The sequence below is a fragment of the Pseudomonas cyclaminis genome (genome assembly GCF_015163715.1).
Taxonomy (GTDB): Bacteria; Pseudomonadota; Gammaproteobacteria; order Pseudomonadales; family Pseudomonadaceae; genus Aquipseudomonas; species Aquipseudomonas cyclaminis.
Map to the genome: position 1 here is coordinate 22,558 of NZ_JADDUM010000164.1, position 7,965 is coordinate 30,522.

At 61.0% G+C, this 7,965-nt stretch carries 6 protein-coding genes and 1 pseudogene; 3 read left to right on the forward strand and 4 right to left on the reverse strand.

Going from position 1 to position 7,965, the window contains the following annotated elements; genetic code table 11:
• Positions 1-7: 7 nt before the first annotated feature.
• From IQK56_RS20030 to IQK56_RS20040, 3 genes and pseudogenes are all read right to left on the reverse strand, one after another.
• Positions 8-927: pseudogene (locus tag IQK56_RS20030) on the reverse strand (SPFH domain-containing protein).
• Positions 928-1,004: 77 nt separating this feature from the next.
• Entirely contained in the window at positions 1,005-2,684 is a 1,680-nt protein-coding gene (locus IQK56_RS20035; protein WP_193862021.1) for a GspE/PulE family protein, read from the reverse strand.
• An 83-nt stretch (positions 2,685-2,767) separates the two neighbouring features.
• Positions 2,768-3,106 carry a hypothetical protein gene (locus IQK56_RS20040; RefSeq protein WP_150674448.1) on the reverse strand — a complete coding sequence of 113 codons (339 nt, stop codon included), beginning with the start codon at positions 3,104-3,106 and terminating at the stop codon, positions 2,768-2,770.
• Positions 3,107-3,233: 127 nt separating this feature from the next.
• Between IQK56_RS20040 and IQK56_RS20045 the strand changes: the two genes are divergently transcribed.
• Positions 3,234-3,704: an Lrp/AsnC family transcriptional regulator gene (locus IQK56_RS20045; protein ID WP_010207358.1), complete on the forward strand. Its 471-nt coding sequence runs from the start codon at positions 3,234-3,236 to the stop codon at positions 3,702-3,704.
• An 85-nt stretch (positions 3,705-3,789) separates the two neighbouring features.
• On the opposite strand, the gene IQK56_RS20050 is transcribed toward IQK56_RS20045, so the two are convergent.
• Positions 3,790-5,157 carry a CYTH domain-containing protein gene (locus IQK56_RS20050; RefSeq protein ID WP_122305279.1) on the reverse strand — a complete coding sequence of 456 codons (1,368 nt, stop codon included), beginning with the start codon at positions 5,155-5,157 and terminating at the stop codon, positions 3,790-3,792.
• A gap of 158 nt (positions 5,158-5,315) precedes the next feature.
• Between IQK56_RS20050 and argE the strand changes: the two genes are divergently transcribed.
• Both argE and argA read left to right on the forward strand, forming a co-directional pair.
• The gene (gene argE, locus IQK56_RS20055) at positions 5,316-6,464 is read left to right on the forward strand and encodes an acetylornithine deacetylase (RefSeq protein WP_193862020.1); all 1,149 of its coding nucleotides are present in this window, start codon (positions 5,316-5,318) and stop codon (positions 6,462-6,464) included.
• 135 nt (positions 6,465-6,599) lie between these two features.
• Positions 6,600-7,901 carry an amino-acid N-acetyltransferase gene (gene argA / locus IQK56_RS20060; RefSeq protein WP_150762087.1) on the forward strand — a complete coding sequence of 434 codons (1,302 nt, stop codon included), beginning with the start codon at positions 6,600-6,602 and terminating at the stop codon, positions 7,899-7,901.
• Positions 7,902-7,965: the final 64 nt, after the last annotated feature.

Sequence of the window (7,965 nt, forward strand, 5' to 3'; positions counted from 1 at the left end):
GACGGCCTCAGCCTTTCTTGTTATCGAATGTGGCCTTGACGATCTCGCCGATGCCGCCGACCGCGCCGATCACCTGGCTGGCTTCAAGCGGCATCAGGATGACCTTGCTGTTATTGGCCGAGGCAGTTTGCCCAGGGCGTCGATGTATTTTTGCGCCACGAAGTAGTTGATGGCCTGCACGTTACCGGTGGCGATGGCCTCGGAAACAACCTGTGTCGCACGGGCCTCTGCCTCTGCTTGACGCTCGCGGGCTTCAGACTCCAGGAACGCGGCCTGGCGTCCACCTTCAGCTTCAAGGATCTGTGCCTGCTTCTTGCCTTCGGCCGTCAGGATCGCCGACGCCCGCAGGCCCTCGGCCTCAAGGATTTGTGCGCGTTTGATCCGCTCGGCTTTCATCTGGCCGGACATGGCAGCCATCAGGTCGGCGGGCGGGCTGATGTCCTTGATCTCGATACGGGTGATCTTGATGCCCCACGGAGCGGTGGCTTCATCCACGGTTCGCAGCAGTTTTTCGTTGATGCCGTCACGCTGGCTGAGCATGGCATCCAGCTCCATGGAGCCCAAGACGGTACGGATATTGGTTTGCAGCAGGTTGCGGATGGCGTGTTCGAGGTTGTTGACCTCGTAGGCGGCCTGGGCGGTATTGACCACCTGGAAGAAGCACACAGCGTCGATCTGCACGGTGGCGTTGTCGGCGGTGATGACTTCCTGGGGTGGAATATCCAGCACGCTTTCCATCACGTTGATCTTGCGACCGATGCGGTCCATGACCGGGATGATGATGTTCAGGCCGGGCTTGAGGGTGTTGGTATAACGGCCGAAACGCTCGACCGTCCATTGGTAGCCCTGAGGTACCACCTTGAAGCCCATGAATAATATGGCGGCGGCCAAACCCACGAAAAGAAGCAGTACGGTTCCGATCTGCATAGCGATTCCCTATCTGATGGTGTCAGTTAAACGACGTTCGGCCGATTGTAACGGGGTTGTCACCGATAAGAACGGTTTCAGCGAGTTGTAATCAAAGGATTTGTTACCGAATCCCCAGGCGTTACTCGCAACACTTCGGCCATCGTGGTCAGCCCCGCCTGAGCTTTGCTCACTCCGGCCATGCGCAGGCTGCGCATGCCTTGCGCAACGGCTGCCCGGCGCAGGGCCTGCACGTCGGCGCCGGGAGTGATCAGTGCCTTGATCGACTCATCCAATACCATGATCTCGTAGACCCCTGCGCGTCCCCGATACCCGCTGTTGCGGCACTCCCCACACCCAACGGCCTCGTGGGTATCGCCCGTCGAGCGCTTGCACTGAGGACACAGCACTCGCACCAAGCGCTGCGCCATTACGCCCAACAGGGTGGCCTTGATCAAATAATGAGCGATACCCAGTTCCTGCAAGCGGCTGATAGCGCTGGGCGCATCGTTGGTGTGCAGCGTCGATAGCACCAAATGCCCGGTAAGCGCAGCCTGGATCGCCATTTCTGCGGTTTCCTGGTCGCGAATCTCGCCGATCATGATGATGTCCGGGTCCTGGCGCAGCAGGGCGCGGATGCCGCTGGCGAAGGTCAGGTCAATATTGTGCTGCACCTGCATCTGGTTGAACGCCGGCTCGACCATCTCGATCGGGTCTTCCACCGTGCACAGGTTGAGCTCCCGTGTCGCCAGTTGCTTGAGCGTGGTGTACAGGGTGCTGGTTTTGCCTGAGCCGGTAGGGCCGGTGACCAGGATGATGCCGTTGCTCTGGCGCGTCATGGCGTGCCAGCGCTGCTGGTCCTCGGTGGACAAGCCCAGCCGGTCAAAATCCTTGAGCAGCACTTGAGGGTCGAAAATCCGCATCACCAGCTTTTCGCCGAAGGCCGTCGGCAACGTCGACAGACGCAACTCAACTTCCGCACCGGCCGGGCTTTTGGTTTTTACCCGGCCGTCCTGGGGTTTGCGCTTTTCTGCCACGTTCATCCGGCCAAGGCTTTTCAGGCGGCTGACCACAGCCATCGTCACCTGGGGTGGAAATTGGTAGACGTCGTGCAGCAGCCCATCAATACGAAAACGCACCCGGCCCTGCTCACTGCCAGGCTCGATATGAATATCACTGGCCCTTTGGGCGAAGGCGTATTGCAACAGCCAGTCGACGATATTGACGATATGCGCGTCATTGGCGTCCGGCTCCTGTTCGCTGGCGCCCAGGTTGAGCAACTCGAAATTACCAGGCACTGCGACCTTTTGATCCGCGCCGCTGACGGACTTCGCCAACCGGTAAAACTCGCTGATACAGCGCTGAATGTCCTGGGGGTTGGCAACCACGCGCTTGATCGACCGCTTGAGCACCTGCGCCAGCCCCGACTCCCAACTGCTGACGTGGGGCTGGGCACTGGCGACGGTGACGGTGCGCGCATCCACGGCCACGGCCAGAATGGCGTGGCGCTGGGCGAACGCGTGGGACATCAGCGGCACCACCGTTGCCACATCGATCTTCAACGGGTCGATACGCAGGTAAGGTTGCCCGACATGCCGTGCCAGCCACAGGGTCAGGGTTTCCAGGGACGGCCCATGGGCGGCGATGCACTCTAACGGGTGCTGGGTGTCGCTGGCCGGCATCGCCGATAACCGCCGCGCGGTGTCGGGGGTTATCAAACCGTTCGCCACCAAGTCCGGCAGCAACGCATGCAGTTCCAATCGCTGATCAACAGACATGTAGGGGATCCTGGGTAGCCTTGGATGAAATTTCAGGCTAGTCAGCCCCTGGATTTCCTCCTCCCAACGTGTGTTGCAGGTCTTTACTGAGCGGCTGCAACCATCGCCGCAGGCCCCACGGAATCAGCCGGCCATACGTCCAGCGCGCACACGCTGATCAGGTTTCGAATCTTTTCACCGATAACCTGGGCCCTATGCCAGCTCAGGCCATCGATCACGATATCGATGCTCAGCAGGTCGTCTTCCCGGTTCACGCTGACTTGCCGAGGGGTCAGGAATTGCAGCGCGAAGTAGTTGAGTACCCGGCACAACACATCGGGCTCCGCCTCGGCGACGATCTGGTAATGCGCCTCGCAATGAGCGCTGGTAACAGCCCACGCATCGACGCGGGCAGCAGGGTGAGTGGTTTCAACGGCGTGCATGCTGACTCTCCAGATTCGACTGGAGGAATTTTTACATTCGCCAACGGAGATTTCTTATCTAAGATTGGCCAGATTAGCGAAAAACCGAATAGATCAATTCAATATTCAGTCAGTGAAAGGTATTTTTATGCATAGCGAGTTGGACGCCTACGACCGTCGCATCCTGGCCCTGTTGCAAGAGGACGCTTCGCTCTCCAGCGCGCAGATCGCCGAACAGGTGGGATTGTCCCAATCGCCATGCTGGCGGCGCATTCAGCGGCTCAAGGAGGAGGGCGTTATCCGCGGCCAGGTAACGCTGTTGGATCGCAAGAAGATCGGCCTCAACACGCAGATTTTTGCCGAGGTCAAACTCAACGCCCACGGCCGATCCAACTTCACTGAGTTCACCGACGCGATTCGCGGCTTTCCGGAAGTGCTGGAGTGTTATGTGCTGATGGGAGCGGTGGATTTTCTGCTGCGCATCGTCACGTCGGACATCGAGGCGTACGAGCGGTTTTTCTTTGAGAAGTTGTCGATGGTGCCGGGGATTCAGGAGGTCAATTCGATTGTGGCTTTGTCGGAGATCAAGTCCACCACCAGCCTGCCAGTATTGCGCTGACAGGGGTGGCATCATCGCGGGCAAGCCCGGCTCCCACAGGAGAATGCATTCCAATGTGGGAGCGGGCTTGCCCGCGATAGCGATCTTACAGACGCAGCAAGGTCTTCCAGGCCCGGTTCTGATACACCGCAATCGCCTGGTGCATCCGCGTATCCAGCGACTCATCGGTAATCGGCTGGTTGGCCAGTTGCGCCAACTTGTTCAGCTCGCCGTACAAGCGGTCCAGCTCCGGAATATCCACCACCTGACGTGCATGGTGCAGCCACGCCTGGATGCGTTCGATACGCGGCAGTTGTTCGGCCAGGTCTTCCGGCTGTTGCTGGTAGCGCGGCAGTTGCAGGGCGACGGCGTCGTCGGCCAGCAGGCGCGGCAGCCAGTTGGTGATTTGTGCAGCGCCCTGGCGGTTGCCACGCACGTTGCGGTCGGCAGTCCAGGTGCGAGCCAGCAGCCAGCGCGACAGGTTCAGTGAGAACAGGCCCCAGCGCACGTCGTCCAATTCTTCGACGAACTGCTCCGGCGCAGCTTTGCGGATGTCTTCATCGTCGTCACCGGCCTGGACCAGTGGGCGCCAGTCTTCCAGCAACGCGTCGAGTACGCTGCGCAGTTCGCTGGTGGATTGGCGTGGTGCGGCCTGGCCGAGGCTGCCGATCAGGGCGCGCAGTTCGCCGAGGTTGTCGACCCAGTCTTGCAGCAGGCGCCAGTGGCCGTTGAAACGGTATTGCTCAGCCAGGCGCTGACTGCTGCCCAGCAGGTGCCACATGATCGCGGCGAAGGCATCGTCCAACGGCATTTCGGCATGGATCTGCGGCGCCGGCAGGCTCAGGGAGTAGCTGCTGGCGTCATACAGACGGTAGCCGCGCTCGGCCTTGCTGATATCGCACGGCATCAGGGCCAGGGTCGCGGCCAGTTCGGCGGCCAGCTCCAGCAGGGCCGCCGGTTCGCCTTCGCGCAGTTCCAGTTCCAGCTCGCAGATTTCTTCTTTCTGCTTGCCGACCACCACGTGGCCCAGGTCCAGAGCGGCTTCGATCACCACCTTGGCCTTGCCGCGGCCCCAGGCGATTTCGGCGCGTTCACGCACGAAGTCGGTGGTGAAGATCGGCTTGAGGGTCTTTTTGTCCAGCTCGGCCAGTTGCTCGGGCCAGCATTCGCCGTCGAGTTTCTTCACGTCGAGCTTGGCTTTGGGCAGGTCCCAGTTGTACTCGTTGCGCTCCGACAAGCCGGCTACGCTCTGACCACGGGTCTTGAGGGTCTGGATGATCTCGTCACCGTCTTTGCGCAGGCGCAGGGCGACTTTGGCCTGGGCCAGGTCGCGCTCGGGGGTGTCGAAGTATTGGTTCATCAACTCACGGCGTTCCCAGCCACTTTTGTTGCGTTTTTTCAGTAACGGGTGCTCACGGAGCGCGGCGAGTGTTTCGCGGCTGACGCGGAGCTTGATTTCGGTTTCTTTCTGCATGGCCGGAAAATCCAGGATCGGGAGCGCAGCCGGGGAAAAGTGTGGCTGCCAAGGTCGTGCAGTGTACAGGACTGAGCCCGGCAACGTGCCGCAACGGTTTATTGTGTCGTGCAGATGGCTCTATAGTGGGGCTCATCCGGGAAGTTGAGAGACCGCGCATGCCGTTACCGTCCATGAAAGAGCAGTTCGCCGCCTTGATTGCCGCGTCCTCGGTCAGTTGCACCCAAGCGTCTCTCGACCAGACCAACCGCCCGGTGATCGATTTGCTCGCCAGTTGGCTGGGAGACCTGGGTTTTGCCATCGACATCCAGCAAGTCAGCCCCGGCAAGTTCAACTTGCTGGCCAGCTTCGGCAGTGGCCCTGGTGGCCTGGTGCTGGCCGGTCATAGCGACACGGTCCCTTATGACGCCGCGCTGTGGAAAACCGATCCGCTCAAACTGACGGAAGTCGACGGCCGCTGGGTAGGATTGGGCAGTTGCGACATGAAGGGCTTTTTCGCCCTGGCCATCGAGGCGGTGTTGCCGCTGCTGGACCAACCCTTCAAGCAACCGCTGCTGATCCTCGCCACCTGCGATGAAGAAAGCTCCATGTCCGGTGCCCGTGCGCAGGCCGAAGCGGGGCGCCCGCTGGGCCGTGCGGCGGTGATCGGCGAGCCCACGGGGCTCAAGCCGATCCGCCTGCATAAAGGCGTGATGATGGAGCGCATCGACATCCTTGGGCGCAGCGGCCATTCGTCGGACCCGAGCCTGGGGCACAGCGCCCTTGAAGCCATGCACGATGCCATCGGCGAACTGCGTGGCCTGCGTCTGCTCTGGCAGCGCGAATACCGCAACCCGCAATTCAGCGTGCCGCAACCGACCATGAACTTCGGTTGTATCCACGGCGGCGACAACCCCAACCGCATCTGCGGCCAATGCTCCCTGGAGTTCGACCTGCGGCCCTTGCCGGGCATGGATCCTGAGGTGTTGCGCGCCGCCATCCGGCAGAAGCTCGAACCCCTGGCCGAGCGCCATCAGGTCAAGATTGACTACGCGCCACTGTTTCCCGAAGTGCCACCGTTCGAACAACCGGAAGACGCCGAACTGGTGCGGGTTGCGGAGCGATTGACCGGTCATCGTGCCGAAGCAGTAGCGTTCGGCACCGAAGCGCCTTATCTTCAGCGCCTTGGTTGTGAAACCCTGGTGCTCGGCCCCGGCGATATCGCCTGCGCTCACCAGCCGGGCGAGTACCTCGAAATGTCACGCTTGACGCCTACAGTGCGTCTATTGCGGGAACTGATCGAGCATTACTGCCTGAAACCTGCATAAATTAACCCCTGCCTGTTCGTACATAGAAGGAGAGCGAGCGTGTCGCCAAGCCTGTTCCGACGATAACCATCAGCCCGCTGTGCGTTTTCACGATCCGTCCTTTTTTGGCTGCTTTTTATTACAGGCCCAGGTGTTATGCCCGAATACGTCAATTGGCTTCGTCACGCTTCGCCCTACATCAACGCCCACCGCGACTGCACCTTTGTAGTCATGCTGCCTGGCGATGGTGTGGACCATCCCAACTTCGGCAATATCGTCCACGACCTGGTGCTGCTCCACAGCCTGGGCGTGCGGCTGGTGCTGGTTCATGGCTCGCGCCCGCAAATCGAAGCGCGCCTTGAAGCACGTGGCCTGATCCCGGCTTATCACGAAGGCATGCGCATCACCGACGCGCCGACGCTGGAGTGTGTGATCGACGCGGTCGGCCACTTGCGTATCGCTATTGAAGCGCGCTTGTCGATGGACATGGCCTCGTCGCCGATGCAGGGTTCGCGGCTGCGGGTGGCCAGCGGCAACCTCGTCACGGCGCGTCCGATCGGCGTGCTCGAAGGCGTGGATTACCACCACACCGGCGAAGTGCGCCGGGTCGACCGCAAGGGCATCAACCGCTTGCTGGACGAGCGATCCATCGTGCTGCTATCGCCATTGGGTTACTCGCCCACCGGTGAGATCTTCAATCTGGCCTGCGAAGACGTCGCCACCCGCGCCGCTATCGACCTGGGTGCCGACAAACTGCTGCTGTTCGGCGCCGACCTGGGCCTGATCGACGAAAATGGCCGGTTGGTGCGCGAACTTCGTCCGCAACAAGTGCCGGCTCACCTGCAACGCCTGGGTAGCAGCAATTACCAGTCCGAGCTGCTCGATGCGGCGGCCGAGGCTTGCCGGGGCGGGGTAGGGCGCAGCCATATCGTCAGCTACGCCGAAGATGGCGCGCTGCTCACCGAGCTGTTTACCCGCGATGGCGGCGGCACCTTGGTGGCCCAGGAGCAATTCGAACTGGTGCGCGAGGCGGCGATTGAAGACGTCGGCGGTTTGCTCGACCTGATCAGCCCGCTGGAAGAACAGGGCATCCTGGTACGCCGTTCGCGGGAAGTGCTGGAGCGTGAGATCGAGCAGTTCAGCGTGGTCGAGCGCGAAGGCATGATCATCGCCTGTGCGGCGCTGTATCAGATTGCCGATTCGGATGCAGGCGAGCTGGCATGCCTGGCGGTGAACCCGGAGTACCGCCATGGCGGTCGTGGTGATGAGTTGCTTGAGCGCATCGAAACACGCGCCCGTGCCCAGGGTTTGAAGACCTTGTTCGTCCTCACTACCCGTACCGCCCACTGGTTCCGTGAGCGTGGTTTTGTGCCGAGTACGGTGGACCGACTGCCGTCGGCGCGGGCGTCGCTGTACAACTATCAGCGTAATTCGAAGATCTTCGAAAAGGCGCTGTAACCCTGATCTTCAACGCGCTGAGGATCCAAATGTGGTAGGGGTGCCCCCCGATGAGGGAGTGTCA